Source organism: Herbidospora galbida, from assembly GCF_005233835.1.
GTDB lineage: Bacteria > Actinomycetota > Actinomycetes > Streptosporangiales > Streptosporangiaceae > Herbidospora > Herbidospora galbida.
Genome location: NZ_SZQA01000009.1, coordinates 20,445 through 44,836, shown reverse-complemented (window position 1 = coordinate 44,836; position 24,392 = coordinate 20,445). Strand labels below are relative to the sequence as shown.

Below are 24,392 nucleotides of genomic sequence, written 5' to 3'. Positions count from 1 at the left end.
GCCGGTCGTGCCCACTGTCGACGCGTCCCCCTATTCGTTCACGTTCGAGCCCGAGTCAACCGCGCTGCTGGTCATCGACATGCAGCGCGACTTCGTCGAACCCGGCGGTTTCGGAGAGACCCTCGGGAACGACGTCGGCAAGCTGCAGAAGGTCATCCCGCCACTGGCGCGGCTGCTCGGCGCGGCCCGCGCGGCCGGGCTGCTGGTCGTCCACACGCGGGAGGGCCACCTCCCGGATCTCTCCGACTGCCCGCCCGCGAAGCTCAACCGCGGCGCGCCGTCGATGCGCATCGGGGATCCCGGCCCGAAGGGCCGGATCCTGATCAGGGGTGAGTACGGTCACGACATCGTCGACGACCTCAAGCCCCTCGGCGAGGAGCCGGTCATCGACAAACCCGGCAAGGGCTCGTTCTACGCCACCGACCTCGGTGAACTGCTGGCCGAGAAGGGCGTCACCTCGCTCGTCGTGACCGGCGTCACGACCGAGGTCTGCGTCCACACGACCGTGCGGGAGGCCAACGACCGGGGCTTCGAGTGCCTCGTCGTCTCCGACTGCGTCGGGTCGTACTTCGACGAGTTCCAGGAAGCGGGACTCGCCATGATCGCCGCCCAGGGCGGCATCTTCGGCTGGGTCGCCCCCTCCGAGAACCTGATCGAGGTGCTGTGATGACCACTCCCGCGGTGAAGGTGCCCTGGTGGGTGCCCGGCGACACCAACGCCTTCTTCGGCCTGGGCTTCAACGTCCTGGTCAACGTCCTGACCCTCACGGCCCTGTGCGTCGGCGTGGTGCACATCGCCGAGGGCGACGTGTACGGCGTGATCCTCCCGGCCCTCGGCATCCAGCTGCTGATCGGCAACGTCTACTACACCTACCTGGCCAGACGGCTGGCGAAGAAGGAGAACCGCCTCGACGTCTGCGCGATGCCGTACGGTCCGTCGGTCCCGCACATGTTCATCGTCGTGTTCGTGATCATGTTGCCGACGTACCTGGCCACCAACGACCCGATCGCCGCCTGGCAGGCCGGTCTGGCGTGGTGCTTCATCATCGGCCTGATCGTCCTGCTGGGCGCGTTCGTCGGCCCGGTGATCAGGAAGTACACCCCGCAGGCGGCCATGCTCGGCACCCTGGCCGGCATCTCGATCGCGTTCATCTCGATGCGCCCGGCCGCCCAGATGTGGGAGGCGCTCTGGATCGCGCTGCCGGTGCTGGTCATCATCCTGGTCGGCTTCTTCACCGACCTGAAGCTGCCGGGCAACATCCCGGTCGGCCTGGCCGCCCTGCTGGTCGGCTCGGCCATCGGCTGGATCGGCGGCTACATGGAGCCCGCCGCCGTCGGCGCGGCGATCAGCGACATCGCGGTCGGCCTGCCGACGTTGAAGATCGACCTGCTGATCAGCGGACTCAGCGAGGTCGCGCCCCTGCTGGCGACGGCCATCCCGCTGGGCATCTACAACTTCACCGAGGGCATGACCAACGTCGAGTCGGCCGCCGTGGCGGGCGACAAGTACAACCTCCGCTCCGTCCTGCTCGCCGACGGCGCCGGCGCGGTCGTCGGCTCGGCCCTGGGCTCCCCGTTCCCGCCCGCCGTCTACATCGGCCACCCGGGCTGGAAGGAGGCCGGCGGCCGGGCCGGCTACTCGATGGCCAGCGGCGTGGTGATCGCCCTGTTCTGCTTCCTGGGCCTGTTCAGCGTCCTGTCGACCCTGCTCCCGACGCCCGCGATCGTGCCGATCCTGCTCTACATCGGCCTGCTCATCGGCGCCCAGGCCTTCCAGGCGGTGCCCCGCGTCCACGCGGTCGCGGTCGTGATGGCCATCATCCCCAACATCGCCGCCTGGGCGGCCGGCCAGATGAACAACGTCATCGCGGCCTCGGGCGTGGCCGTCACGAGCGAGCAGATCGCCGCGGCGGGCTCGGTCTACCACGGCACGGTCCTGCTGGGCGGCGGCGCGATCCTGGCCGGACTGGTGCTCGGCGCGATCGTGGCGTTCATCATCGACCGCAACTTCTACTGGGCGGCCGGGTACGCGCTGTTCGGCGCGCTGCTGTCGTTCATCGGCCTGGTCCACGCGGAGAAGGTCGGCTGGAACGTCGGCGGCCAGATAGCCCTGGGCTACGTCTTCGCCGCGTTGGTCCTGGCGGGCTTCGGCCTCTGGCGCGCCCGCACCCCGGAGCCGGCCCACGAACCCAAGGAGGAGTCTCCGGTCGAGGCCTGAACACAGAGCGCCTGACACAGAGCGAGGGACCTCCCGCCGGCCGGTCGGGAGGTCCCTCTTTTTCCGCCCTGGATCAGGTGCGGTGCCAGCGGCTCTCGGCGAAGCAGTAGGCGGCGAAGAGGATCAGGCCGATCGCGACCGCGGCGAGGAGCCACGGGCCCATCGGGGTCTCCGACAGGGACTTGAGGGCGTCGTCGATGCCGGCCGCCTTGTCGGGGTCGTAGGTCAGGGCGGCCTGGCCGACCAGGACGCCGGCCGCGATGGCGACGACGCCGCGGGCGATGTAGCCGGCCTTGCCGAGGCGGACGACCGTGGTCCGGGCCTTGGGCTCGGTCACGTGCATGTCGCGCATGAACTTCTCGGTCCAGCCCTCGTGGATCCAGTACACGCCGAGGGCCATGAGGCCGAGCGCGAACAGGCCGACCAGGAACTGCCCGCCGGGGAGTTCGAACAGGGCGCGGGTGGCGTCCTGCGACTGCGAGTCGGTGCTGGCCGCCTCCTTGCCCTTGAGCAGGAGGCTGGTGATGGAGACCACCAGGGTCACGTACACCACCGCTCGGGCTACCGACTCGACGCGCTCACGCAGCTTCGGGCGGCCCCAGATGGCTTCGCCGATCTGCCAGAGGGCCAGGCCCGCCAGGCCGACGGCCATGATCCAGAGCAGCACCGAGCCGAAGGGCTGCGCGGCCACCATGTGGATCGCACCTGACTTGTCGGCTTCTTCCCCGCCGGATCCGCCGAAGGCGATCTGCAGCGCGACCAGTCCGATCAGCGCGTAAAGCACGCCGCGGGCGGCGAATCCGACCTTCGCCAGCTTGTCGAGCAGGGGGTGCTGTGCGGCCCTGCGGGCGGCGCCGCCGACCGTCTCCGTGGTCGTCATGGGAGGTCCCTTCGTTGTGGCTGGACCCCCTCTGCCTTCCAGGGCGATCAGTAAACCCAAGGCAAAGTTTTGTCGTGTTCTCTTACGGTCTGTCGTAAATGGGGCCTAATGTCCGGTTACTTCGATGTGACCAAAGGAGATTCCCCCATTTCCCCCATCACAGACTCGCTGCTCGACGCGGCCCGGCAGGAGCTGGGCTACACCGCGCAGGCGGGCACGCAGAGCAAGTACGGCGCCTGGTATGGCGAGGGCAAAGACTCCGGCCTCGCCTCCGCCCCCTGGTGCGACACGTTCGTCTCGTACGCCGGCCACTCGGCCGGAGTCCTGAAGCAGGTCGGCAGCTTCGCCGCCTCCGCCGACCACGCCAAGTGGTTCAAGTCGAAGGGCGCCTGGACCTCCGAGCCCCAGCCCGGCGCGGTCGCCTTCCTCAAGGACCACGGCCAGGTCGGCGTGGTCGAGAAGACCACCGACGGCAAGGTCACCACGATCGAGGCCCTCAACGGCTCGGTCCAGCGGGTGACCCGGTCCACGTCCGATTTCTCCGGGTATGGCGTGCCAGACCTGGTCGTCCATCCCGTGTACGAAGGCTCGACCACCGCGTCCTACTTCTGGGACGACGGTTCGGGCCGCAACGGAGACACCGGCGCCCCCGCGTCGGGCAAGCCCATGCAGAAAGGACTGGCGGCCAGTCCGAGCTGGCCCATGGGCACCGAAGGTTACGTCATGCACGACGGCAAGAAGGCCCCCTTCTTCGTCGGCGACCGAGGACCGGGCGGGCCGTCGAGCGACGGCGTCATGCTCGACCTCGACGGCAAGACCTTCGCCGAACTCACCGGCGGCTCCTGGAACGACGGCAGCCTGACCGTCGAGGGCAACGGCGGCGCCGGCCACATCGACATCGACTACGTCATCACCAAGTGGGGTGAGGGCCTGGGCAAGAAGGGCGCCCCGGAGCCGTTCTCGTCCGGCGCGTACAACTCGAGCAGCGGTCCGGACGACGCGCCGCCGGTCACCTTCAAGCCGTCGAGCGTCCAGGACGTCACCTGCACCCCCGACGAGGCGCCCATCGCGGCGCAGAAGGCCGTCCCGCACAAGGCCCCCCAGAAGAAGGTCGCGGTGCTGCCGTCGGCGGCGCCGAAGCCGAAGACCATCGCCATCCCGTCGGCGAGCCACGTGGCCGCCGACACCATGACTCCGCGGCCGGAGACGCCCGTGCCGGTCATCGCCTCCGGGCTGGTGGCCTGCGCGCTGGTCGCGGTCGGCCTGCGCTTCCTGATCGTCCAGGCGAGGAAGGGCAGGCACGAGAAGACCGGGGCATAAGGAAGAAGCGGGCCCCGAACCGGCGATCCGCGCCCCGTCTCCCAGGGGGCGCGGATCGTCCTGTGTACGGCGCTGAATTCGCGTTGAATTTTCGAGCCACTCGAAATGTTCCGGCGATTTGCCTATTTCTGCCAATGGCGCGTTCCACGCCCTTACCGGCCTTGCGTGCCGGTGATCTCCGGTTGAGGATGACCGAGTAGCGGCAATTTCCCCGCGCAGCCACAGGAAAGGCAACACCATGAAAGTTCTGAAAAGGGCGTTCGTCGGTCTCGCCATCGCCGGAGCGGTTTTCTCCATGTCGGGAACCGCCCACGCGGAAAGCAAGTTCTACTACGGTTACCCCGACTCGGGTAACTGCAATTACTGGCGGTCCGCCGTGAAGGCGGCCGGGTGGCAGGTGTCGTCGTGCACCTACTCGGTCCCCAACAAGTGGCATTTCACCGCGTGGCGGTAAATCCCCGAAAACGATGAAAAGGTCCGGCCCGCAAGGGCCGGGCCTTTTTCACGCCACCACTCCCGTCAGCCTTTCCGCGCTTTTTCGGGCACTCGGGGCCGCTAGTCGGGTCAGTGGCCGTTCCGCCGGGTTCGGCCGGGGCTAGCCTTTCTTGCGGCCGCGCAGCGCCGAGGAGACGCGTCGCAGCACGCGGTCCCAGTCGCTGCCGAACGGGTTCTCCGACACCAGATAGGTCCACGTCGCCGAGGGCCGCTTCATGCCCTGCTCGGCCAGGGGCGCCGACAGGTCGAGGGCGTCGAAGCTCGCCGTCGAGCGCTTCTCGATCTCCTCGAGGAGTTTCCGGTACGCCGGGAGCGCCTCCCGGTTGAACTCGTCGATCGGGCTGAGCCGCCCCAGGGCCCGCAGGTGGATGCCCTCGCGCAGGTCGGCGAAGTAGCCCAGGTGGTCGGTCCAGCAGCGGTCGAGGTGGAACAGCACGATCTGGCGGGCCGCCGCGGCGACGGCCTCCTCCGACGACTGTTCGACCAGCTCCTGGTAGCGCTCGGGACGGGCGTCACGGAGGGCCTCGGCGCCCGCGTCGCCGTACAGGATGCGGTCGCGGTGGTCGAGCAGGCGGGTGCGCTGCTCCTCCAGGACGCGCGTGTAGCGCCAGGTGTTGCGGTGGATCTCGGTGTTGACGCCCTCGGCGATCCGCTGGGCGTGGCCGACCAGGTAGGCGGCCTGCTTGTCGCGGATGCGGCCGTCCTTCTCGGCCTTCGGCAGGGTCTCTTCCGGCAGGTAGGCCTTGAGCAGGTCGTCTTCGCCGCTGACGAAGAACACCGACCGGCCGGGGTCGCCCTGGCGGCCGGACCGGCCGCGCAGCTGGTCGTCGAGGCGGCTCGACGGGTGGCGGCCCGTGCCGATGACCAGCAGGCCGCCCAGCTCGGCGACCTCCGGCGAGCCGAGGCGGATGTCGGTGCCGCGTCCGGCCATCTGGGTCGACACCGTCAGCGCGCCCAGCTCGCCCGCGCGGGCGATGATGGCCGCCTCCTCGGCGTCGTTCTTGGCGTTCAGTACGACCGGCTCCAGCCCCCGCGAGCGCAGCTCCTTGGCCAGCGACTCCGACTCGGCCACGTCGAGCGTGCCGATCAGGATCGGGCGGCCGGTGGCGTGCTGGGCGACGATCTCGTCGGCCAGGGCCAGTTCCTTGTCGATCAGCGACGGGTAGATGCGGTCGGGCTCGTCTTCCCGGACGCACGGCCGGTTCGGCGCGATCACGGCGACCTTGAGCTGGTAGAACTCGCGCAGGTTCTCGCCGACGGCGACGGCGGTGCCGGTCATGCCGCAGATCTCGGGGTAGCGCGTCAGCAGGCCCTGGATGGTGATCGAGTCGAGGATCTCGCCGGTGTCGGAGGGGGCCAGCTTCTCTTTGGCCTCCACCGCCGCCTGCAGGCCGTCGGGCCAGCGCTGGAGCTGGGCGACCCGGCCGCGCGAGGGGTTCACGAGCTGGACCCGGCCGTCGCGCACGATGTAGTCGACGTCGCGGACCAGCAGCGCGTGGGCGTGGAGGGCGAGGTTGACCTCGGTGACGGTGCCGGGGTGGTCGTACAGGGAGATGCCGAGGGCGCTCTCGACGGTGTCGGTGCCCTTGGCGGTCAGGAAGACGTTGCGGCCCTCGTCGTCGAGCTCGAAGTGGTAACCGCGCGAGAGGCGGCGGACCAGCGCGGCCATCTCGGGGACCGCCGCGCCCGCGTCGGTGGCGCCGGCCAGCACGAGCGGCACGCGGGCCTCGTCGACGAGCACCGAGTCGGCCTCGTCGACCAGGGCGACCTGGGGGACCGGCTGGACGGTCGCCTCGGGGTCGGTGGCCAGGCGGTCGCGCAGCAGGTCGAAGCCGATCTCGCTGACGTTGGCGTAGGTGATGTCGCACGCGTAGGCGGCGCGGCGCTCCTCGGCCGTGGACGCCTCGGCGATCCAGCCGACCGTGAGGTTCATCGCCGTGTAGAAGGGCGCCATCCACTCGGCGTCGCGGCGGGCCAGGTAGTCGTTGACCGAGATGGCGTGCACCGACTTGCCGCGCAGCGCGAATCCCGCGGCTGCGAGCGCGCCCGCGAGGGTCTTGCCCTCGCCGGTGGCCATCTCGACGACGTTCCCCGACAGCATGGCGAGCGTGCCGACGAGCTGCACGTCGAACGGGCGTTCACCGAGGGTGCGGTCGGCGACCTCCCGGACCGCCGCGCAGAACTCGGCCGAGCCGACGTTCGCCGCGGCCATCTCGCGCAACTCCTCAAGAGAGAGGTCGCGCGCGCGGTCGGCGAGCGCCCCGGCGGCGGCGACGGTGCGCTCGAAAGGCGCGATGTCGACGCTGCCGGGCTTCTCCAGGAAACGCCGGATCATCTGGGATAGAGAGGCCACGCCCGCTCCAACGCGCCGCACGAGTAGGTCGTTCCAGGGCACCCCGTAGGAAAAACCCCGGAATCACCGATGCTAGACCCAAGGGCGGGCCTTGCGCTTTGACTGGTTATCCAGTCAGTGTTGATGGATGAACGAGATCGCCGTCCAGCTAGGCCGGGTGGGCCTTCCCGAACCCGTGGAAGACCTGGCGCGTCGCCGCTGGGACGTGGTCGTGGTCGGCGGCGGCCACAACGGCCTCACCTGCGCCGCCTACCTGGCACGGGCGGGCAAGCGGGTGCTGGTGCTGGAGGCCCGGGAGCGGCTCGGCGGCGCGTGCACCCTGGAACGCCCGTTCGAAGATCAGCAGTACGTCGTGAGCCCCTGCGCCTACGTCGTCGGGCTCCTCGACGAGACGGTCATCCGCGAACTCGACCTGAAACGACGGGGCCTCGATTTCACGATCGCCGACCCCCAGCTCTGGATCCCCTACGACGACGGCACCGCCTTCGCCCAGTGGCTCGACCACGACCGCACCCTGCGGGGGCTGCGCGATCTCGGCCTGCCCCAGAAGGAGATCGACGGCTACTTCGCGTACGAGGACCTGTTCGACCGCATGCGGATCAAGCTCCGCAAGGGCGCCAGGGACACCTGGATGGGCGACTCGCCCACCCGCGAGGAGCTCGGCGAGATCCTCGGCGACACCTATATGTCCGACGTCCTCTTCCACGCCTCGATCGCGGACGTGATCGACGACTTCGTCACCGACCAGCGCCTCAAGGACGCCCTGTTCGGCCAGGGGATCATCGGCACCTACGCCGGACCGCGCGACCCCGGCACCGCCGCCGTCAAGCTGATGCACTTCATCGGCGAGCTCGACGGCGTCGGCGCGGTCTGGGGCTACGTGAAGGGCGGCATGGGGATGGTGAGCTTCGCCATCGCCGACGCCGCCCGCGAGGCCGGGGCCGTGCTGGCCGCCGGGGTGCCGGTGGCGCGGGTGCTCCCGGGTGAGGGGGTCTGCCTCGACGACGGCACCTTCATCGCCGCCGACCGGGTGGTCTCCAACGCCGACCCCAAGCGCTTGATGACCATGGTCGACGCGCCGGACGACTACCGGCTGCGGATCGCCGAATGGGACGTCCGCAGCCCCGTGGTCAAGTTCAACGCCGCCCTGCGCCGCCTGCCCTCCTGGACGGCCGCCCCCGGCCAGACCTTCATGGCCCATGGCGTGGTCGACGTGACGACCGGCCTCGACGAGGCCCAGCGCGCCTTCGAACGGTGCCAGGCCGGCGAACCGGCGGTGGGGTTCGGGGAGATCTACGTACAGGACGGCCTGATGAGCGTCTTCGGGCAGTACGCCCCCTACGCCCTGAAGGGCGGCTGGGAGGCGCGCCGCGACGAGGTGGCCCGCCAGTTCATCGACCTCATCAGCCGGTACGCCCCCGACTTCGCCGACTGCCTGGCCCATTACGAGGTGCTCGGGCCGCCCGACATCGAGGCGCGCGTCGGGCTCACGGGGGGCCACATCTTCCAGGGGGAGGTGCGGCCGGACCAGATGTGGGACCGGCGGCTGACCCCTCGGACCCCCGTGGAAGGGGTCTATCTGTGCGGCGCGGCGACGCATCCGGGGGGCAGTGTGATCGCCCTCAATGGGCGGAATGCCGCAATGGCCGTTCTGGTAGATATGGGAGACTCGACCCGGGGAACAGGTGAATGTCCCTAAGCTGGATCGGGTGACCCACACCCTCGACTTCTCCGGAGCATGCCCATGACCTGGCTGGGGTTCACCATCGCCCTGCTGGGCGCGCTCGGATACGCGCTGGGGGCGGCCCTCCAGCAGTTCGAGGCGGTCGCCCAGGGAGCCACCCTACGGCTGGTCCGCCGGCCGCGCTGGTGGATCGGCGGGGTCATCAGTTTCAGCGGCGCCTGTCTCCACGCGGTCGCGCTCAGTTTCGCGCCGCTCATCATCGTCCAGCCGATCAGCGTCGCCACGCTGGTGTTCGCGGTGCCGCTCGCGGCCTGGCTGCACGGGCGCAAGGCCAAGCGGGCCGAATACCTGGGGTCGCTGGCCGTGGCGGTCGGGCTGCTGTGGCTGATGCTGCTGGTCCCGGCCCACAACGTGCGACCGTCGATGTCCACCGGCGAGGGCGTCGGGATGATCCTCGTGGTCGCCCTGATCGCCGCCGCGAGCTTCGTGTCGGCGCGGTTCTTCACGGGGCCCGGCAAGGCCATCTGGATGTCGATCGGCGCCGGGGCGGTGACCGCGACCGTGTCGACGTTCGTCCGTGTCGTGGGCGCCAACTTCGACGGGGCGTGGGGCGGCCTGCTGCACTGGTTCGCCTTCGCGATCCCCCTCCTGCTGATCGCGGCCGTGGTGCTGCTGCAGAAGTCCTACGAGGTCGGCTACTTCGGCATCGCCTACGCGACCGTGCAGATCGTCGACCCCATCACCTCGATCACCGCCGGGACCGTCCTGCTCGGCGAACCCCTGCCGGCCGGGGTCGGCCAGGTCGTCCCGGCGCTCGTCGCGACCGCGATCCTCGTCTGGGGCACCATCACGCTCAGCCGGCTCGCGCCCGACCACTCGCCGGCGCCCGAGGCCAAGCCCGAGCCGGTCACGGTCTGACGGGCGGTTCCCAGGCGAGGACCGCGTCCATCTGACGCAGCATCGCCGTGGTGCCGAGCCGGCCGGCGAGGCCGATCATCGTGTTCCGCGCCGCAGTCGCGACCGGGTTGCGCCAGGAGGTGATCCGGGCGATGGTCCGCGACCGCTGCACGATCGTCGCCGTGCGCGGCATCCGCGCCGCCGAATAGCTCTCCAGATCCTTCGCGTACGCCAGCGTGACGGCGTCCTCGATCGCCTGGCAGGCCCCCTGGCCGAGGTTCGGGGTCATGGCGTGGGCGGCGTCGCCGAGCAGCGCGACCCGGCCCGAGTGGAAGGCCGGGGGAGCGGTCTCCAGGCTGTGGATGTCGGTGCGGATGACCTTCGCCGGGTCGGCGCGGGCGAGCAGGGCCGGGATGGGGTCGTGCCAGCCGGCGAACAGGCGCCTGAGCTCGGCCAGCTCGTCGGGGCTGGTCAGACCGGGCGGGGAGGGCGCGGTGGCGTAGGCGTAGACCCGGTCTCCGGCGAGGGGGGCCATGCCGAAGACCTGCCCGTCGCCCCACGACTCCGATGACAGGGCCGTGCCGTCGACGATCACCCGCCAGCTCGTCACGCCCGCGTAGACCGGGCCGGGCAGCGCCGGGAACAGGGCCTGCCGAATGCGGGAGCGGATGCCGTCGGCGGCCACCACCAGGTCGGCTTCGAGGTCGCCCTTCGCGGTGGTGACCACGCCCTCGGGGGTGACCGACTCGACCGGGGTGTTCAGCTGGATCTCCGGGGCCCGCTCCGCGAGCAGCTCAGCCAGCACCGCCCGGTGGAGGAGCACGGTCGGGTCGCCGTAGCGCGCCTCGGCGGCCTCGGCGCTAGTGCGCGAGAGCCACTTGCCGGTCTTGGTCCGGATGCCGGCCGACCCCTGGAGGGCCGACAGCTTCCGCACCTGGTCGCCCACCCCGATCACGTCGAGCGCGCGCAGCGCGTTGGGCGCCATCGCCAGCCCCGCGCCGACCGGTTCGATCGATGCGGCCCGCTCCAGCACGGTCACCGCCCATCCCTGCTGGTGCAGTGCGGCTGCTGCGGTCAGCCCGCCGATCCCGGCGCCGACCACGACGGCGTGTCTCATGATGCCTCCTTGGGAAACTACATCTGTAGTATGCACTACATGTGTAGTCTGCGAAAGTGAGCACTGAGCGGGCACGACTCATCGGGGACGCCGCGATCGGGATCCTCGCCGACCTGGGCATGCGCGGCCTGACCCACCGGGCGGTCGACGCGGCGGCCGGGCTGCCGCCCGGATCGACGTCCAACGTCGCCCGCAGCCGTGCCGCACTGCTGGAGCTGGCCCTGGCCCGGCTGACCGAGCTCGAAGACGAGCACTTCGGCAGCCTGCTTGTCGACCCGCTGCCGGTCGACCGGCGGGAGGCCATGGTCGAGCTGCTGGCCGTCTCGACGCACAAGATGATCGGCCCTGACCGGCGGCGCAGCGTCGCCCGCTACGAACTGGCCCTGGAGGCCACCCGGCGGCCGGAACTGCGCGCCGTCTACGACGACATCGGCCGCCGCTACCGCGAACCGGCCGCCGCCATGTTCGCCGCCGCCGGCACGTCCGACCCCGCCCGCCACGGCCGCCAGCTGGTCGCCTTCACCGAGGGCCTGCTGTTCGACGCGGTCGTCGGCGCCGGGGGCACTCCCACGCTCGACGACCTGCGGGCCGCCTTCGCCGAATACCTGTCGGCCGTGTTCAAGGGCGGGTCAGCGACTTGATGCGGCGGCCGGCCCCCGAGTCCTCGATCAGGGTGGCCAGGCGGCGCAGCCGGGTCTCCTCCTTCTTGGCGCTGATCACCCAGTAGATGGCGGTCCGGCGGTACCAGGGGGCCTGACCCTCGAACCAGTCCCAGGCGGCCTTGTCCTCCTGGAACCGGGCGGCGTACTCCTCGGGCAGCTCGGCGGCTTGGCGCTGCTCGTAGCTGTAGATCTCCGAACGGTCCTCACTGCGGGACTCGAAGGCCGCCAGCCCCGCCTGGTGGACGACCCCCAGGTCGATCAGCTCGCGGATGCGGTTGATGTTCACCGAGCTCCACGTGCTGCGCGGCTTCCTGGGGGTGAAGCGGATCACGTAGGACTCGGGACCGAGGCTCTTGCGCACGCCGTCGATCCAGCCGAAGCAGAGCGCCTGGTCGACCGACTCGGGCCAGGTGAGGCTCGGCCTGCCGGTGGAACGCTTGTGGAAGCCGACCCACAACTCCGTCTCGGCGGCGTGGTTGGCGGCCAGCCAGGCGTAGAACTCGTCGGGATGCTCGAAGAACGTCGGTTCCATGGGGGGTCACCCTAGGGTCGTGGGGGCCGGTCCGGTCAAAGCACCGAGACCTGATAGGTCCATGTCCTGATATATCCAGAAAAATCCTTTCGGTTGCCTCTGTCACCCCCGAGTGTCGTCGACACTCATACCGGCTGGTCGGTATGCTCGCGAGCTGTGACAGTGCCCGGACTCGACCTCGACCGTCTCGCCGCCCGCCTCTCTGAGGCCGGTGTCACCCGTGGCCCGCTGACCGCCGAACTGATCGAGGGCGGCAAGTCGAACCTCACCTACGTCGTCCGCGACGCCGACCGCACGGTCGTGGTGCGCCGGCCGCCGCTCGGCCACGTGCTGGCCACCGCCCACGACATGGGGCGGGAGTTCCGCGTGATGGGCGCCCTCCAGGACACCGACGTGCCGGTGCCGCGCATGTACCACTTCTGCGACGACGTCGAGGTGGTCGGCGCCCCCTTCTACGTCATGGAGTACGTCGAGGGCACGCCCACCCGCCTCACCCCCGAGGTGGGGGAGCATCTGGTCGGCGTACTGGCGCGGCTGCACGTGATCGACCCGGGCGAGGTGGGCCTGGGCGACTTCGGGCGGCCCGACGGGTTCCTCGACCGGCAGGTCAAGCGCTGGAAGCGGCAGCTCGATGCCTCGCGCAGCCGCGAGGTCGGCGGGATCGACGAGCTGTTCGCCCGGCTCGCCAAGGACGTGCCGGCGTCGGGGGCGCCGGCGATCGTCCACGGCGACTTCAAGCTCGGGAACACGCTGATCCGCGACGGGCGGGTCGCGGCGGTGCTCGACTGGGAGATGTCGACCCTCGGCGACCCCCTCACCGACGTGGCGCTGTTCCTGCTCTACTCCGACTTCCCGCACCTCGACGTCGGCGGGCTCGGCGGCGAGGTCGACATCGCCGCGCTGGCCGCCCGCTACGCCGCCGAATCCGGGCGCGACGTGTCGCGGCTGGGCTGGTACGTCGGGCTGGCCTGCTTCAAGCTCGCGGTCATCACCGAGGGCATCCACTTCCGCTTCACCCAGGGGCTGACCGTCGGCGACGGGTTCGCCGACATCGGGGACATCGTCGCGCCGCTCGTCGAGCGCGGCCTTCGGGAGGTCTGACAGATGGATTTCGCCTTCGACGCGACCACTCATGAACACCGCGAGAAGCTCGAGGCGTTCATGGAAGAGCACGTCTACCCGGCCGAACCGCTCTTCGAGGAGCAGGCCCGCGACTCGGGCTGGAGCGCCCCGCCGATCATCGAGGAGCTGAAGGCCGAGGCCAGGAGACGCGGCCTCTGGAACCTGTTCCTGCCGGGCGAGGGCCTCACCAACCTCCAGTACGCCCCCCTCGCCGAGATCATGGGCCGATCTCCGGCCATCGCGCCGGTCGCGACCAACTGCGCCGCCCCCGACACCGGGAACATGGAGGTGCTGCACCAGTTCGGCACCGACGACCAGCGCAAACGGTGGCTCGAACCGCTGCTGAACGGCGAGATCCGCTCGGCGTTCGCGATGACCGAACCCGACGTGGCCTCCTCCGACGCGACCAACATCGCCACCTCGATCGTCCGCGACGGCGACGAGTACGTCATCAATGGCCGCAAGTGGTTCATCACCGGGGCGATGAACCCGAACTGCGCGGTCTTCATCGTGATGGGCAAGACCGACCCCGAGGCGCCCAAGCACCGGCAGCAGAGCCAGATCCTGGTCCCGCGCGACACCCCCGGCCTGACCGTCAAGCGCGGCATGTCGGTCTTCGGCTACACCGACAACGACCACGGCGGCCACGCCGAAGTGATCTTCGAGGACGTCCGGGTCCCGGCGGCGAACCTGATCGGCGAGGAGGGCGGCGGGTTCGCCATCGCCCAGGCGCGTCTGGGGCCGGGCCGCATCCACCACTGCATGCGCCTCATCGGCATGGCCGAACGGGCCATCGAGATGATGTGCCGGCGGGCACTCGCCCGGACCGCCTTCGGGAAGCCGGTGGCGCAGCAGGGGGTCGTCCAGGACTGGATCGCCGAGTCGCGGGTCAAGGTCGAGCAGCTGCGGCTGCTCGTGCTGAAGACGGCCTGGCTGATGGACACCGTCGGCAACCAGGGCGCGCACACCGAGATCCAGGCCATCAAGATCGCCACGCCGATCGCGGTCGAGTGGATCCTCGACAAGGCCGTCCAGGTTCACGGCGCGGGCGGCGTCAGCCAGGACTTCCCGCTGGCCGCGCTGTGGGCGGGCGCCCGCAGCCTGCGCTTCGCCGACGGCCCCGACGAGGTCCACAAGCGCTCCCTGGCGTACCGGGAGCTGAAGAAGCACACGTGATTCCACCGATACCGGATCAACGACCCGGTGCGGTACGACTTTGGCACGGCATCAGACAGGGGAATCACGTGGTGGACGCGACCACGGTCAGGCAGCGCGCGGAGGCGTTCCTGGCCGAGCACGACCCTTCCGGGCTGAGCCCGCTCGACTGGCTGAGGGCCAGGTTCGACGCCGGGCTGGCCTGGGTGCACTTTCCCGAAGGGCTGGGCGGCCTGGGCGCCCCGCGCGACCTCCAGGGGGTCGTCGACCAGCTGTTCCGGGGCACGCCCGACAACAATCCCGGCCGCATCGGCATCGGCCTCGGCATGGCCGCGCCGACGATCCTCGCCTACGGCACCGAGGAGCAGAAGAAGCGCTTCCTGCGCCCCCTCTGGACCGGGGAGGAGGTCTGGTGCCAGCTCTTCTCCGAGCCGGGCGCCGGTTCCGACCTGGCCGGGCTGGCGACCCGGGCGGTCCGCGACGGCGACGACTGGATCGTCGACGGCCAGAAGGTCTGGACGTCCAGCGCGCACCTCGCCCGCTGGGGCATCCTGGTCGCCCGGCACGACCCCGACCTGCCCAAACACCGGGGCCTGACCTACTTCGTGTGTGACATGGAAGACCCCGGCGTGGAGGTCCGGCCGCTGCGCCAGATCACCGGCGAGGCCGAGTTCAACGAGGTCTTCCTGACCGGCGTCCGGCTCGGCGACGACCTGCGGCTCGGCGAGGTCGGCGACGGCTGGCGGGTGGCCCAGACGACGCTGATGAACGAGCGGGTGGCCATCGGCGCGTCCGGCTCGCCGCGCCGGACCATGATGGGTGTCTTCACCGAGGCCTGGCAGGCCCGCCCCGACCTGCGCAGCCACGACCTGCACCGGCGGGCGCTGGAGCTGTGGGTGCAGGGCGAGGTGATGCGGCTGACCGGGCAGCGCCTGCGCGAGCAGCTCCTCGCCGGGCACCCCGGCCCCGAGGGGTCGGGCATGAAGCTGCTGTTCGCCCGGCACCACCAGGAGGTCTCGGCCCTGGAGGTCGAGTTCCTGCGCGAAGACGGCCTGACCTACGACGACTGGACCTTCCGCCGCGCCGACGGGGTCGACTTCCTCGGCCGCGGGGCGGGCTACCGCTACCTGCGGGCCAAGGGCAACTCGATCGAGGGCGGCACCTCCGAGATCCTCCGCAACATCGTGGCCGAGCGGGTGCTCGGGCTGCCGGCGGAACCCCGCACCGACGTCGCCGCGCCCTGGAAGGACCTGCCTCGATGACCCTGCTCTACACGGAGGTCGAGGAGGAACTGCGGACCGCCGTCCGCGACCTCCTCGCCGACAAGGCCCCCGTCGCCGCCGAGGGCGAGAACCCGGCGGCCTGGCACGGGCTGGCCCGCGACATCGGCGTGGCGGGCCTGCTGGTGCCCGAGGACCTGGGCGGCGCCGGCGCGTCGGCCCGCGAGGTCGCGGTCGTGCTGGAGGAGCTGGGGCGGGCGGGCACCCCCGTGCCGTTCCTGACCTCGTCGGTGCTGGCGACCCGGGTGCTGGTCGACGCGGGATATGCCGATATCTCCCGGCTGGCGTCTGGCGAGGCTACGGCGGCCTTGTGCGTGTCCCTGGCCGCGTCGCCCTATCGCGACGTCCCGGCTGCCGTGGTCGACGCCGACCCGGCCGCAGGGCAATCGGCGGTCGCCGCCGCGGTGATCCTGGAGAACGAGAGGGTGAGCGGCCGGTTCACCGGGGTCGCCGGCGCCCTCGGCGCAGACCTGCTCGTGGTGCCGGGCGACGGCGGCCTGGTGGCCCTGGTCGAAAGCGCGCACGCGCGGATCGAGCCGGTGGTGTCCCTCGACGTGACGCGGCCGCTGGCCACGGTCACGTTCGAGCGGGCTCCCGCCATGGTGCTCGACGGGGGGTCGGTGCCGGACGCGCTGTTGTTCGCGGCCGGGTTGCTCGCGTCCGAGCAGGTGGGGATCGCGGAGTGGTGTCTCGCCGCCACAGTGGGCTACCTGAAGGAGCGGCGGCAGTTCGCGCGGCCCGTCGGGTCGTTCCAGGCGCTCAAGCACCGGCTCGCCGACCTGTGGCTGGAAGTCGCGGGCGCCCGGGCGGCGGCGCGCAACGCCGCCGACCAGCTCGCCGCCGGGGGCGATGCCCGCGTGGCCGTGGCGGTCGCCGCCGCCCACTGCGGCGAGGTCGCGGTACGGGCCGCGGAGGAGGCCCTGCAGCTTCATGGAGGCATCGGGATGACCTGGGAGCATCCCATCCACCTCTACCTGAAGCGCGCCAAGGCCGACGCGATCGCCTTCGGCACCCCCGGCGACCATCGGACTGCTCTCGCGCCCTTGGTCGGCCTGCCGGGACCGGAGTAGTCGGCACGGCCGGGGGTCGTCACCCGGCGCGGTGGGTGCGGCCGGTCAGCGCCGGTCGCGGCGCAAGGCGGGGCGGCGGGCGGGGTCGGGTGGGCGGAGCCGTAACGGAGAATGAGAACGGGCGAGCCTGACGGTGTGAGCGGCCGGAGCAGACGGTCGGCGGGTCAGCTCGCCGGCGTGAGCGAGCGGAGGAGGAGGTCGGCGAAGTAGCGGCCGACCTCGCCGCCCGTGAGCGGGCCGTCGGGGTGGTACCAGGTGCCGAGGTGGTGGACGGAGCCGAAGAAGAAGTCGACCACCATCTCGGCCGGGACGTCGTCGCGGAACACGCCCTCTTGCTGGCCCTCGATCACAAGGTCGCGGAAGCGTTCGTGGTAGCGGCGGCGTTCGGCGCGGACGATCTTGCGGGTGTCGGGGGCCAGCTGATGATTGGACCTGAAAAAGATCTTCGAATCGTCCAGGTTGTCGACTGTGGTATTGATCACATCGGCGGCTGCCGCGTGCAGGCGCTCCGCGACGGTCCCCTCACCGTCGGCGAAACGCTGCAGGCGGTCCATCTGCATGCGCAGGACCCGTCCGTAGATCTCCTGAAGAAGATCATCTTTCGAGTCGAAATAGTGGTACATCGCCCCTTTTGTGACGCCGGCGGCCGCTACGATTTCCTGGACGGAAGTGCTCTCGAAGCCCTTCTCGGCGAACAGGCGCGTCGCCGCCGACAGCAACCGCTGGCGTACCGGTTCTTCGACGGACGTGCCCAAACGCGCCATGCCGGCCTCCTCTGATCGACGACCAGCATACCGACTGGTCGGTCAAGACGAGGTCGTTTCCGGCGGTGGTGGCGTAAGTGTGCTAGTTCCCTCACCATCGGGGATCTGGAATCCCCGATCGGGTACGCCTTAGGCAAAGCAGTCCTAACTAACCGGGAGTGCAGGGTGCCCAACGGGTCCATCTATGTCCCGCGCGACGACAAGTTCACCGGTTCGTCGCCGCAGAACCTGTACTTGACCTTCTGGCTCGCCGGCCGGAAGAACCGTCTCCGGCTCCGGGCCGCCTACGCGGTCGCCGGGCTCATCGCCGGAAGCCTCCTCGCCGGCAGATTCGGCTGGAACGTCGTCGCCACCGGGATCGTCCTCGCCGGACTGGCGGGCGGCACCGACGCCTTCATCGCCTGGCGGTCCCACGAACGCACCGCCGTCTGGCGGGGGAAACGCCGGGGCGAGGTCCGCACCGGCCGCCTCCTGCGGGCGATGCTCCGCCGTCGCGGCTACCACGTGATGGACGGCCGCGCCGTGCCGGGCAAGGCCTCGGTCGACCATCTGATCATCGGGCCGGGCGGCCTGTGGATCGTCGACAACGAGGCCTACTCACCCGACACGATCGTGGCCAAGCACGGCAAGCGCCTCTTCTTCGACGAGAAGTACGGCACCAGCGTCGCCAAGGGCCTCATCGGGGCCGCGACCGACCTGGCCGAGGTGCTGTCGAAGGAGACCGGCATCCCGGTCACCATCAGCCCGGTGCTCGCGTTGCACGGGTGCACGATCGCCAACAGGGCAGGCGTGGTCAGCGGCGAGGGCTTGACCGTGGCCTACCCGAGGCGGATCCCCGGCTTCATCCGGCGCAACCCGACGGCGGAGCTGACGGCCGAGCAGGTCGAGCTACTCGGCCGCACGGCTGCGCGCATCCTCCGACGGATGCGCTAGCAGCTCCTTCGCCAGCAGGGCGACCACGATCAGGGCCGTGACCAGCGTCGTCCACGGCCCCCCGATCACCGTCGCCAGCGGCGTGAGCGCCAGCACGATCACCCCGGTGACGGCGAACACGACCGGCTTCAGGTCCCGCCTGCCGTTCCCCAGTGCGTCGATGGCGGCGTACGCGAAGAGGAACACCGCGACCGGAGCGGTGACCGCCAGTGCGGCCCCCCACTCGGGCAGGTGCGCGCCGTGCCCCCCGACCGACCCGGCCATCACCGCCACCCCCGCGCCCCCGGCCGCGATGGCGGCGAGGATGAAGTAGTGGCCGTACGACCAGATGTAGGTGGTCCTGGGGTTGGTCGTCAGCGCCTTGTGGTCCATGTAGCCGAAGTAGAGCCACCAGATCGACAGCGAGATCAGCAGCGCCGCCACGGCCAGCACCAGCAGTTCGACGACGTGGCCCTGCGCCTCGAACGCCGACTGGATGGCCAGCGTCGCCGCGGTGATCGACTCGCCGATGACGATCAGGGTGAACAGGCCGAACCGCTCGGCGATGTGGTGCGCGTGATAGCCGCCCTGGTCGGCGTTCCAGCCCGCGAACCACGGCACCGACAGGTCGACCAGGAACAGGACGATGAAGGCCAAGATCCGGTAGTCGTCCGGCAGCAGCAGCTGCAGCACCCAGAGGACCTGCACGGCCGTCGTCCCCGCCGCCAGCTTGATCGCCAGCGTCCGGACCGCCGGATGCTCCCGCCCGGCCCGCAGCCACTGGGCGACGTAGCCGATGCGCATGATCACGTAGCCGAGGACGGTCCAGCGGAAGTCGAGGTCGTTGAACGCCGCCGGCACCCCCGCGGCCAGCACGAGCGACCCGGCGATCTGCACGAACGCCAAGATGCGGTAGGGCCCGTCGTCGGGGTCGAAGGCGCTGGCGAACCACGTGAACGAGATCCAGGCCCACCAGATCGCGCCGAAGAGCATCAGATAGCTGACGATCCCCTCGGCGGTGTGCCCTTCGAGGAGGGCGTGGTCGAGCTGCAGGGCGACCTGGGCGACCGCGGTCACGAAGACCAGGTCGAACAGCAGCTCAAGGGGCGTGGCGGTGCGGTGTGGTTCGGATGGGTCACGGGCGACCATCCCGGTCTTCCAGGGCATGGACCGCATAGTAGCCAGGGGTGCCGGGTGCGCCTGCGCCCGTTGTGGCTGCGCCGTGACGGAACGGCTTACGCAGGCCAGAACTGGAAGACGAACGTCTCGTCTATCGGGTCGTCTTCGTCGTCGTCGTAGTCATCTGGCACGCCGGTGGGATGTCGCAAGACGCGCAGTCGCCAGGTCAGGCCGGGCGCGCCAAGATCGATGTGCTCGTGGACCGCGCCGCCGACGGGGAGATGGGGTGCGACTTTTCCCGAGGCCAGCCGAACGGACAGTTCGGCGGAGTCGGAGTCGGAGTCGACGTCGAGGGGCGGTTCTTCGCTCCAGCGCTGAAGGATGAGGTCGGAATGACGGGTGTTGAAGTCACTCAGCGCGGTGAGACTGTTGTCGGTCGCGCCCGCGAATCGGCCGGGAGCGACGAATGCCTCCTTGAGTGGCCCCGAACCGTCGATGGCCTCGACGTCCGCCAGGAGAAGGGTGCCGTTCCAGATGGGAACGACCAGCCTGAGCTCAGCCGACGGTCTCTTCGATGAAGGCGGCGAGTTGCCGGACGTTCCTGCATTCATACATCGGGATTATGGCGGCGTAGCCGCTCGCCACCGAGTCGCCGGTGTCCCATTGGTCTCGCGGTTCGGGGTTGAGCCAGTAGGCGTGCCGCACCTTTCCGGCGAGGCGTTTCAGGGTCTCGGTGTTCGGCGGCTGGTGGTTGGACCTGGCGTCGCCGAGGATCAGCAGGCTCGTTTTCGGGGTGAGGACGCTCGTATGGCGTTCCTCGAAGGTCTTCAGGACGTGGCCGTAATCGGTGCGCCCGAACCGCGAGATGTCGGCCTCACTGGTCATGCGGGTGATGGCGTCGAGGACGTCGGTTCCCGGCGCGAAATACCTGGTGATCTCGTCGACGGTGTCGACGAAGGCGAACGCCCTGACCTTGGTGAACTGCTCCCGCAGCGCGAAGGTGAGCAGCAGGGTGAACTGGGCGAAGCCGGCGACGGAGTCGCTGGCGTCGGTGACGACGACCAGTTCCGGCTTGTGCGGGCGTCGCGGCTTCAGATGGGTGGTCAGCGGCACGCCGCCCGACTGCAGCGACGCGCGGACCGTCCGGCGGAAGTCGAGGCGCCCCCGGTCGCCCTTCTTGTGTTTCATCGAAAGACGGGTGGCCAGCCTCCTGGCGAGCGGATGGATCTCTCTGCGCATCTCGGCGAGTTCCGCCTTGGTGACGCGGAGGAAGTCGCGGCGGTCGATCGGGGGTCTCACCGCCGATCTGGTGATGCGTTCGCGCCCCTGTTCCTCGGCGATCCTGCGTCTGACGTCTGAGGCCACTTCGGCTTCGAAGGCGGCGATGTTCGCGGTGACGCGCTGACGGGCCAGTTTCTCGGCCAGCCCGCCGCGTTCACCGAGCAGGCGGGCGATCAGGGTCTGCGGGGAAAGGGCGCGCATGACCGGATAGGAGAACCACGACTGGCGTCCGGGCCCGGCCTGGACCCGGCCGAACCGCTCGACCATGGCCTGCGCGAACGCACGGAATTCGGGGGCGGCGGGATCTCCCCCGAGCAGTTCGGCGAGTTCGGTTCTCAGGTCTTCGGGATCTTCGGCTCGGTGCTTCGGCGGCCCCTGCGTCGTGGACGGGAACCAGAGGTCGAACAGGACGTCGAAGCCCTCCCGGTGCTGGGGCCGCTTCACGAGCGTCACGGCGTAGGCCTGGCGGAGGATCTCCCGGTCGGCGAGGTCGATGTGCCGGAGGGCGCGGGCGGCGTCGAGCCCCTCGGCCAGGGAGACGGGCAGGCCGGTCTCCCTCAGGGCGTGGACGAAGCCGATGTGCCGGTCGATCATGCCCGCAGGCCCAGTTCCTTGGCGGCCCTCTGCTGGTCGGAATGGTGCTTCAGGACGACACCCAGCGTCTCGGCGATGGTCTGCTCGTCGAGCACCTCACGGCCCAGCGCGAGCAGGGTGTGCGCCCAGTCGACGGTCTCGGCGATGCTCGGCGACTTCTTCAGCTCCAGGGCGCGCAGCGTGGCGGCCGTCCGCGCGAGCTGCTCGGCGACCGTCTCGGCGATGCCCGGGACCTGGGCGAGGACGATGTCGCGCTCGCGTTCGGGGGTGGGGTAGTCGAGGTGGAGGTAGAGACAGCGGCGTTTGAGGGCCTCGCTGAGTTCTCGCGTGGCGTTCGAGGTCAGCACCACGAACGGTTTCCTCGTGGCGGCGACGGTGCCGAGCTCGGGGATGGTGATCTGAAAGTCCGAGAGGATCTCCAGCAGGAGGCCCTCGACCTCGACGTCGGCCTTGTCGGTCTCGTCGATCAGCAGGACGGTGGGGCGGTCTGACCTGATCGCCTTGAGGAGGGGCCGCTCCAGGAGGAACTCCTCGGCGAAGATGTCGTCCCAGGCGTCGTCGTCGGCCTGGATCCGGAGCAGCTGCTTCTTGTAGTTCCACTCGTAGAGGGCCCTGGCCTCGTCGAGGCCCTCGTAGCACTGGAGCCTGACCAGGTCTGCGCCTGTGGCTTCGGCTATCGCCTTGGCCAGCTGGGTCTTGCCCACGCCTGCCGGGCCCTCCGCCAGGAGGGGTTTCTCCAGTACGCCGGCCAGGAAGACCGAGGTGGCGATGGCGTCGTCGGAGAGGTATCCGGTCTGGCGGAGACGGGTGACGGCTTCCGACGGTGAGGCGAACCAGGTCACGTGGGCTTCCCCTTGGGCGTACCGAATGATGTTCTACTGTAGCCCGATTTGGTGGGGGTTCGGAGTCGCGGTAACCTACAAGGGCTTCAAGCGCCGCTAGCTCAGTTGGTTAGAGCAGCTGACTCTTAATCAGCGGGTCCGGGGTTCGAGTCCCTGGCGGCGCACAGCGAAAATCCCAGGTCAGAGCTGTTCTGGCCTGGGATTTTTTCATGCCTAGGGCAGGCGCTCCGACGCATCTGGAGTCCTCGGCTGTTGTCCGGGTCCGTCTTGACGTCACGTCTCGGGAACTTCGGCCCGAAGCCCAAGCAGCTTCGAGAGTCTCTCCGCCATGCGCTTCTTCCGGGCGTCGTAGAAGTCGACGAAGCCGGCTAGGTCGTGCGGCAGCAGGTCCAGGTCGTTCTGCGCCAGATGGTTCTCCCGCGCCGCGTCGGACGTGAAGTGCGGGCCGTCGAGCCACTCCCAGGGCCAGGCGTCTCCCTTGGCGATGTTCGGCAGGCCGGCCAGCAGCTGAAGGTTGGGCAGTCCATTGGCGCGGCTGGTGTAGTCCTCGTGCTGCTCACGAGAAATGCCCGATTTGCGGAGCGCTTGAGGAGTGAGACGCGAGCGGGCGAAGACGTGGTCTTCATGGAACTGCTGGGTGAGATCCAGCCCGGGATAGAGCATGGCCAAGACCGGGAAGGTCTGGGGCTTGCCGTACTGCAGCTCCAGGACGCCGTCGATTTCCTCGTCGGTGAACGACAAGCCCTTGCCGCGGCTGGCCATCGCAGACTCCAGAGCATCCACCGGGAATTCCGGTGTTGCCGAACTACGGATCACTGCCTGGATGGAGCGCAGCAGGGTGTCGAGGCCTGAGCCCCACACCCCCCGCTTGATGAGGCTTTTGAACACCCATCGGCGAACGAGGGCTCGATCGGTGGCGAAGGTGGAGGCCGTCAGGTATTTGTCGCCGAGTCCGTGGCGGTGGAGGTAATAAGCGACGGGGATGACGACGCTGTCGGCTGTGAGGTTGTTCGCGGACAACCCGAACGAAGCGAGCAGGTTGGCCGCCCTCAGTAGGCTGCTTCGGATTTCCGCCCAGCCGTGTTCAAGGCGACTCATGTTCGTCTGCGTGAAGTTCGAGATCTTGAACTGAAAGTCCGGCGCTTCCGTCAGCATCAGTCCGGCCTTGAGGATGAGGTCTTTGCTGAATCTGAACTGACCCGGCCCGGCGGTGAATTCCGTCTCCAGAGACCGGACTTCCTCTCGCGCGTCCAGCTCCTTCCACTGATTGGTGGCCATGGACAGGAGCAGATCGGAGTTGGACAGTTTGGTCCCGCCGCTGTTGACGCGCACGAAGATGTCCAGGACGCGGTCAGGGTCTTGGGAGTCCTCTTGGAAGGCGTTGATCACCTGCTGTGTGTGGATGGCCTGGTAGAGCTCATAAAGCTGCTTGTAGGCGTAGTGGAATTCAGCCACGTCCAAGCCTCGGGCTCCCACCGCATCCATGATCGCCGGACCGCCGTCAGGAAACTTGAGCACCTCCGCGACCTTGAACCAGGGACGCTTGCCGTCAGTCGTCGGCTCAGCCGCCTTTGCGCTCGTGAGGAATCGCAGGTCATATTTGAGCCCTAATTCATCGTCGCCGCCGGAGCCGAGCAGGTTCAGATAGAGCCACTTCCGGGGGTAGTTTTCCGGGTTGTTGGCTTGTTTGTACTTGAGGCGCTCGGCGTAGCTTCCATAAAGGCCGATGTTGATTGCCGTGAGGCGTTGCTGGCCATCGAGTACGGCGATGACGGATTCTCCATGGGCAACGTTGGCCGTGGGGGCATAGGGCTGGTTCTTCTCGTGGTAGTCAGTGAGGAAGTCGTAGAAGGTGAATTTTTCGACCTGCTCTTTCTCAAGGCCCCACAAGAGGAACGACCCCACGGGGTAGCCGCGCATGAGGCTGTCGAACAGGCTTCTGATCTGGTTGGTGTTCCATACGAACTCTCGCTGGATGGCCGGCAGCACCCAGGCCCCTTTGTGGATTCTCTTGAGAGCCTCGGCGATGGTCATCGCAGGGAGAAAACCCATGTGGACTGCACTCCTCACAAGAGGGACTCGACGGTCGATCCTTT

Annotated in this window: 22 protein-coding genes and 1 tRNA gene; 13 read left to right on the top strand and 10 right to left on the bottom strand. The window is 69.3% G+C overall.

Features of this window, described 5'->3' with window-relative positions; translation table 11 throughout:
• Positions 1–7: 7 nt before the first annotated feature.
• The gene (locus FDA94_RS11835) at positions 8–667 is read left to right on the top strand and encodes a cysteine hydrolase family protein (protein WP_212735286.1); all 660 of its coding nucleotides are present in this window, start codon (positions 8–10) and stop codon (positions 665–667) included.
• Entirely contained in the window at positions 667–2,217 is a 1,551-nt protein-coding gene (locus FDA94_RS11830) for a regulator (RefSeq protein ID WP_137247112.1), read from the top strand. Before FDA94_RS11835 ends, FDA94_RS11830 begins: the two co-directional genes overlap by 1 nt.
• A gap of 73 nt (positions 2,218–2,290) precedes the next feature.
• Here the strand turns inward: FDA94_RS11830 and FDA94_RS11825 are convergent, their stop codons facing one another.
• Positions 2,291–3,097, bottom strand: a complete 807-nt coding sequence (locus FDA94_RS11825; protein ID WP_137247111.1) for a DUF1206 domain-containing protein — start codon at positions 3,095–3,097, stop codon at positions 2,291–2,293.
• Between the two features lie 108 nt (positions 3,098–3,205).
• Between FDA94_RS11825 and FDA94_RS41510 the strand changes: the two genes are divergently transcribed.
• Together FDA94_RS41510 and FDA94_RS11815 are read left to right on the top strand one after the other, a co-directional pair.
• The gene (locus FDA94_RS41510) at positions 3,206–4,417 is read left to right on the top strand and encodes a CHAP domain-containing protein (RefSeq protein WP_425460140.1); all 1,212 of its coding nucleotides are present in this window, start codon (positions 3,206–3,208) and stop codon (positions 4,415–4,417) included.
• 238 nt (positions 4,418–4,655) lie between these two features.
• A complete protein-coding gene (locus tag FDA94_RS11815; RefSeq protein WP_137247110.1) occupies positions 4,656–4,871 on the top strand; it encodes a hypothetical protein in 216 nt (71 codons plus the stop codon).
• A gap of 141 nt (positions 4,872–5,012) precedes the next feature.
• Here FDA94_RS11815 and secA2 read toward each other — a convergent pair whose 3' ends face one another.
• Positions 5,013–7,247: an accessory Sec system translocase SecA2 gene (gene secA2 / locus FDA94_RS11810; RefSeq protein WP_137247245.1), complete on the bottom strand. Its 2,235-nt coding sequence runs from the start codon at positions 7,245–7,247 to the stop codon at positions 5,013–5,015.
• Positions 7,248–7,392: 145 nt separating this feature from the next.
• On the opposite strand from secA2, the gene FDA94_RS11805 reads away from it, so the two are divergent.
• Both FDA94_RS11805 and FDA94_RS11800 read left to right on the top strand, forming a co-directional pair.
• A complete protein-coding gene (locus tag FDA94_RS11805; RefSeq protein ID WP_137247109.1) occupies positions 7,393–8,964 on the top strand; it encodes a phytoene desaturase family protein in 1,572 nt (523 codons plus the stop codon).
• A 45-nt stretch (positions 8,965–9,009) separates the two neighbouring features.
• A complete protein-coding gene (locus FDA94_RS11800; RefSeq protein WP_137247108.1) occupies positions 9,010–9,867 on the top strand; it encodes a DMT family transporter in 858 nt (285 codons plus the stop codon).
• On the opposite strand, the gene FDA94_RS11795 is transcribed toward FDA94_RS11800, so the two are convergent.
• Positions 9,857–10,963 carry an FAD-dependent monooxygenase gene (locus FDA94_RS11795; protein ID WP_137247107.1) on the bottom strand — a complete coding sequence of 369 codons (1,107 nt, stop codon included), beginning with the start codon at positions 10,961–10,963 and terminating at the stop codon, positions 9,857–9,859. The two genes, FDA94_RS11800 and FDA94_RS11795, sit on opposite strands and share 11 nt — an antisense overlap.
• A 56-nt stretch (positions 10,964–11,019) precedes the next feature.
• On the opposite strand from FDA94_RS11795, the gene FDA94_RS11790 reads away from it, so the two are divergent.
• Positions 11,020–11,604 (top strand): TetR/AcrR family transcriptional regulator, encoded by a 585-nt coding sequence (locus FDA94_RS11790; RefSeq protein WP_212735285.1) that lies wholly within the window; start codon positions 11,020–11,022, stop codon positions 11,602–11,604.
• Here the strand turns inward: FDA94_RS11790 and FDA94_RS11785 are convergent.
• Positions 11,582–12,157 (bottom strand): YdeI/OmpD-associated family protein, encoded by a 576-nt coding sequence (locus FDA94_RS11785; RefSeq protein WP_137247106.1) that lies wholly within the window; start codon positions 12,155–12,157, stop codon positions 11,582–11,584. The genes FDA94_RS11790 and FDA94_RS11785 overlap by 23 nt on opposite strands.
• A gap of 156 nt (positions 12,158–12,313) precedes the next feature.
• Here FDA94_RS11785 and FDA94_RS11780 point away from each other — a divergent pair, with 156 nt between their 5' ends.
• From FDA94_RS11780 to FDA94_RS11765, 4 genes are all read left to right on the top strand, one after another.
• Positions 12,314–13,258, top strand: coding sequence for a phosphotransferase family protein (locus FDA94_RS11780; RefSeq protein ID WP_137247105.1), 945 nt, complete (start codon positions 12,314–12,316; stop codon positions 13,256–13,258).
• 3 nt (positions 13,259–13,261) lie between these two features.
• Positions 13,262–14,455, top strand: coding sequence for an acyl-CoA dehydrogenase family protein (locus FDA94_RS11775; RefSeq protein WP_137247104.1), 1,194 nt, complete (start codon positions 13,262–13,264; stop codon positions 14,453–14,455).
• Positions 14,456–14,526: 71 nt separating this feature from the next.
• Positions 14,527–15,696, top strand: a complete 1,170-nt coding sequence (locus tag FDA94_RS11770; protein ID WP_212735300.1) for an acyl-CoA dehydrogenase family protein — start codon at positions 14,527–14,529, stop codon at positions 15,694–15,696.
• A complete protein-coding gene (locus FDA94_RS11765) occupies positions 15,693–16,784 on the top strand; it encodes an acyl-CoA dehydrogenase family protein (protein WP_137247102.1) in 1,092 nt (363 codons plus the stop codon). The genes FDA94_RS11770 and FDA94_RS11765 overlap by 4 nt, the downstream gene beginning before the upstream one ends.
• A gap of 164 nt (positions 16,785–16,948) precedes the next feature.
• On the opposite strand, the gene FDA94_RS11760 is transcribed toward FDA94_RS11765, so the two are convergent.
• The gene (locus tag FDA94_RS11760) at positions 16,949–17,548 is read right to left on the bottom strand and encodes a TetR/AcrR family transcriptional regulator (protein WP_137247101.1); all 600 of its coding nucleotides are present in this window, start codon (positions 17,546–17,548) and stop codon (positions 16,949–16,951) included.
• A 165-nt stretch (positions 17,549–17,713) separates the two neighbouring features.
• Between FDA94_RS11760 and FDA94_RS11755 the strand changes: the two genes are divergently transcribed.
• A complete protein-coding gene (locus tag FDA94_RS11755; protein ID WP_137247100.1) occupies positions 17,714–18,481 on the top strand; it encodes a nuclease-related domain-containing protein in 768 nt (255 codons plus the stop codon).
• Here FDA94_RS11755 and FDA94_RS11750 read toward each other — a convergent pair.
• From FDA94_RS11750 to FDA94_RS11735, 4 genes are all read right to left on the bottom strand, one after another.
• The gene (locus FDA94_RS11750; RefSeq protein ID WP_170990892.1) at positions 18,437–19,627 is read right to left on the bottom strand and encodes a low temperature requirement protein A; all 1,191 of its coding nucleotides are present in this window, start codon (positions 19,625–19,627) and stop codon (positions 18,437–18,439) included. The two genes, FDA94_RS11755 and FDA94_RS11750, sit on opposite strands and share 45 nt — an antisense overlap.
• Positions 19,628–19,695: 68 nt before the next feature.
• Positions 19,696–20,190, bottom strand: a complete 495-nt coding sequence (locus tag FDA94_RS11745) for a hypothetical protein (RefSeq protein ID WP_137247098.1) — start codon at positions 20,188–20,190, stop codon at positions 19,696–19,698.
• Positions 20,135–21,454 carry a vWA domain-containing protein gene (locus FDA94_RS11740; RefSeq protein ID WP_137247097.1) on the bottom strand — a complete coding sequence of 440 codons (1,320 nt, stop codon included), beginning with the start codon at positions 21,452–21,454 and terminating at the stop codon, positions 20,135–20,137. Before FDA94_RS11740 ends, FDA94_RS11745 begins: the two co-directional genes overlap by 56 nt.
• Positions 21,451–22,296, bottom strand: coding sequence for an AAA family ATPase (locus tag FDA94_RS11735; protein WP_137247096.1), 846 nt, complete (start codon positions 22,294–22,296; stop codon positions 21,451–21,453). Before FDA94_RS11735 ends, FDA94_RS11740 begins: the two co-directional genes overlap by 4 nt.
• A 90-nt stretch (positions 22,297–22,386) precedes the next feature.
• On the opposite strand from FDA94_RS11735, the gene FDA94_RS11730 reads away from it, so the two are divergent.
• Positions 22,387–22,460: transfer RNA gene (locus FDA94_RS11730), tRNA-Lys, on the top strand.
• A 109-nt stretch (positions 22,461–22,569) separates the two neighbouring features.
• Here FDA94_RS11730 and FDA94_RS11725 read toward each other — a convergent pair.
• The gene (locus tag FDA94_RS11725) at positions 22,570–24,330 is read right to left on the bottom strand and encodes a DUF262 domain-containing protein (RefSeq protein ID WP_212735284.1); all 1,761 of its coding nucleotides are present in this window, start codon (positions 24,328–24,330) and stop codon (positions 22,570–22,572) included.
• Positions 24,331–24,392 lie beyond the last annotated feature (62 nt).

What these genes read in the sequence shown, in the direction of transcription:
- FDA94_RS11830 (WP_137247112.1), top strand. Translation starts at nt 667, where the DNA reads ATGACCACTCCCGCGGTGAAGGTGCCCTGGTGGGTGCCCGGCGACACC.
- FDA94_RS11825 (WP_137247111.1), bottom strand. Translation starts at nt 3,097, where the DNA reads ATGACGACCACGGAGACGGTCGGCGGCGCCGCCCGCAGGGCCGCACAG.
- FDA94_RS41510 (WP_425460140.1), top strand. Translation starts at nt 3,206, where the DNA reads ATGTCCGGTTACTTCGATGTGACCAAAGGAGATTCCCCCATTTCCCCC.
- FDA94_RS11815 (WP_137247110.1), top strand. Translation starts at nt 4,656, where the DNA reads ATGAAAGTTCTGAAAAGGGCGTTCGTCGGTCTCGCCATCGCCGGAGCG.
- secA2 (WP_137247245.1), bottom strand. Translation starts at nt 7,247, where the DNA reads ATGATCCGGCGTTTCCTGGAGAAGCCCGGCAGCGTCGACATCGCGCCT.
- FDA94_RS11805 (WP_137247109.1), top strand. Translation starts at nt 7,393, where the DNA reads ATGAACGAGATCGCCGTCCAGCTAGGCCGGGTGGGCCTTCCCGAACCC.
- FDA94_RS11800 (WP_137247108.1), top strand. Translation starts at nt 9,010, where the DNA reads ATGACCTGGCTGGGGTTCACCATCGCCCTGCTGGGCGCGCTCGGATAC.
- FDA94_RS11795 (WP_137247107.1), bottom strand. Translation starts at nt 10,963, where the DNA reads ATGAGACACGCCGTCGTGGTCGGCGCCGGGATCGGCGGGCTGACCGCA.
- FDA94_RS11785 (WP_137247106.1), bottom strand. Translation starts at nt 12,157, where the DNA reads ATGGAACCGACGTTCTTCGAGCATCCCGACGAGTTCTACGCCTGGCTG.
- FDA94_RS11775 (WP_137247104.1), top strand. Translation starts at nt 13,262, where the DNA reads ATGGATTTCGCCTTCGACGCGACCACTCATGAACACCGCGAGAAGCTC.
- FDA94_RS11765 (WP_137247102.1), top strand. Translation starts at nt 15,693, where the DNA reads ATGACCCTGCTCTACACGGAGGTCGAGGAGGAACTGCGGACCGCCGTC.
- FDA94_RS11760 (WP_137247101.1), bottom strand. Translation starts at nt 17,548, where the DNA reads ATGGCGCGTTTGGGCACGTCCGTCGAAGAACCGGTACGCCAGCGGTTG.
- FDA94_RS11750 (WP_170990892.1), bottom strand. Translation starts at nt 19,627, where the DNA reads ATGCCCTGGAAGACCGGGATGGTCGCCCGTGACCCATCCGAACCACAC.
- FDA94_RS11745 (WP_137247098.1), bottom strand. Translation starts at nt 20,190, where the DNA reads ATGAATGCAGGAACGTCCGGCAACTCGCCGCCTTCATCGAAGAGACCG.
- FDA94_RS11740 (WP_137247097.1), bottom strand. Translation starts at nt 21,454, where the DNA reads ATGATCGACCGGCACATCGGCTTCGTCCACGCCCTGAGGGAGACCGGC.
- FDA94_RS11725 (WP_212735284.1), bottom strand. Translation starts at nt 24,330, where the DNA reads ATGACCATCGCCGAGGCTCTCAAGAGAATCCACAAAGGGGCCTGGGTG.